This is a genomic window from Thomasclavelia sp. (assembly GCF_047249845.1).
Lineage (GTDB): Bacteria > Bacillota_I > Bacilli_A > Erysipelotrichales > Coprobacillaceae > Thomasclavelia.
Genome location: NZ_JBKTWO010000160.1, coordinates 1 through 1,880 on the forward strand (window position 1 = coordinate 1; position 1,880 = coordinate 1,880).

At 28.8% G+C, this 1,880-nt stretch carries 3 protein-coding genes; 1 reads left to right on the top strand and 2 read right to left on the bottom strand.

Annotated elements, in window-relative coordinates; genetic code table 11:
* Window positions 1-583, top strand: a 583-nt coding sequence (locus ACLR9T_RS14300) for an ATP-binding protein (RefSeq protein ID WP_413110137.1), incomplete at its 5' end; no start/stop codon positions are given.
* Between the two features lie 14 nt (window positions 584-597).
* On the opposite strand, the gene ACLR9T_RS14305 is transcribed toward ACLR9T_RS14300, so the two are convergent.
* Together ACLR9T_RS14305 and ACLR9T_RS14310 are read right to left on the bottom strand one after the other, a co-directional pair.
* Complete coding sequence (locus tag ACLR9T_RS14305; protein WP_412874266.1) at window positions 598-933, bottom strand: hypothetical protein; 336 nt, start codon at window positions 931-933, stop codon at window positions 598-600.
* Between the two features lie 88 nt (window positions 934-1,021).
* A partial coding sequence (locus tag ACLR9T_RS14310) for an ABC transporter permease (protein WP_413110138.1) occupies window positions 1,022-1,880 on the bottom strand: 859 nt, incomplete at its 5' end.

Consider the following 1,880-nt stretch of genomic DNA (forward strand, 5'->3'; position numbering starts at 1 on the left):
AATTGCTTTGATTCAAACATATGGTCAAAGTGTTAAGGATGATATTTATCCTTATGTTGATAAAAATAGTTCTATGGATATTATTTTAGAGAATGCTGAGCTATTAGAACATAAAGTGAAGTCGTTCTTATATTTAAATAGACTGGATTATCTACAAGGTGAGAATAATGAATTAGGAACATTTGATATGAAACAATTGATTGAAAAGATTGTCAATCAAATGGATGCTTTAAAACCAGAATTAACCTTAAAAACAGATTTAGAAGATGTATGTTTTATTGGTGATGAAGAACATTGGCGTGTTGCAATTGAAAATATCATTGAAAATGCAACACGATATGCAAAGACTGAAATACATATTATTCTTAAGGAAAAATATTTAGAGATTTATAATGATGGCGACCATATTGATCAAGAAACTTTACCTTTTTTATTTAATCCTTATGTTAAAGGTGTGAAAGGTCAATTTGGATTAGGACTTTCAATTGTCAGTAAGATTTCATCAATGTTTGGATATCAGGTTCATGCAGTTAATCAAGAAACAGGAGTCAGTTTTATATTTAGGAAAAAAACAGCATTATAAGGTGCTGTTTTTTTTTATGAATAATCTTTCAATTGTTTTGATACAGCAAATGTCACAAAGATATTTAAAATGATTTCTGATGACATAAAAATAGAAACTATTGCACCTTCAGGACCTAATATTTGTAGAGTCAATGCATAAAAGAGTGTTCCTAACCACATCACTATAAAACCAACTTTCTTTTGTTGAGTTAATAAATAATATCCAAAGATAATTATCATCCCACAAATGGCTCTTAGGATATTAAAGAATGAAAAATAATTTGTTAAACTGACTATTATAGAAACACCCATAATAACCATAGCAATATATATAAACATTGTTGTAGAATTTGTTGTCTTTGAACTCATAATATCTTTCCTCCCTTGTTCTTATTATACCTCATTTGAAAGTAAAAAAATAGATTCAGCATATGTCTTGCTCAACCTATTTGAAATATCAATGGCTCATTAATGAATATGGAGTTATTTTACGAATGCGTAAAGCTACAAAAATGGAAATAATAAAACCAAAGAAAATAATTATAAAGTTTAAAATCAGAAATATGGTTGGTATGATTTCAAAATTAACTTTCATAATGCCAATACTTGAAAATAATAAACTTAAGATAGGATTTATTGTATAATAAGCAGTTATAGAACCTAATAACGATCCTATGAGCAGAGCAGGCAATAAACTTAAGGCATTCTGTAAAACCAGTTGAGAAGTTGTATACCCTAATGCTTTTTGAATTCCCAGATGCTTTTTTCTGCGTGTTAATGAAGTCTTCATAACAAGATATAATGTTAAAGCGATAATAACAGCAGTTACAAAAGCAATAACAATGACTAACATACTCACAATTTCACGGTATGTTCCCATCGAAGCTGTAATGGTTTTCATATTATTCACAACACTGATAAATGTATCAGGGTATTTCTCTTTAATCCTCTGAATAAAGTCATCAATATTTATGTTATCATTTAAATAAACATTAAGAGTTGATTGTTGATGATAAGGAGACAATGCTTGATAAGCATCATTTGTCATTGCGGCATCATGTCCCATAAAGTTAGAACCTTGAATTAAACCTGTAATCAAATACTCTTGCTGGTTGTCACCTTTAATTAAAGTAATTGTATCACCAATCTGCTTATGAAATGATTGTGATAAGAGTCCTCCAATAGCAACTTCGTTTGTATGTTTTGGGAATCTTCCTTGATAAAGTATATCTTGATTATCATAATTGGCATAATCCTCAGTTGCATAACAAATAACAGATGCGCCTTCATCAGTTTTTAAATATTCAATATTATAA

Bases quoted from the DNA above. Each gene is read 5' to 3' on its own strand.
- ACLR9T_RS14305 (WP_412874266.1), bottom strand. From the start codon at position 933: ATGAGTTCAAAGACAACAAATTCTACAACAATGTTTATATATATTGCT.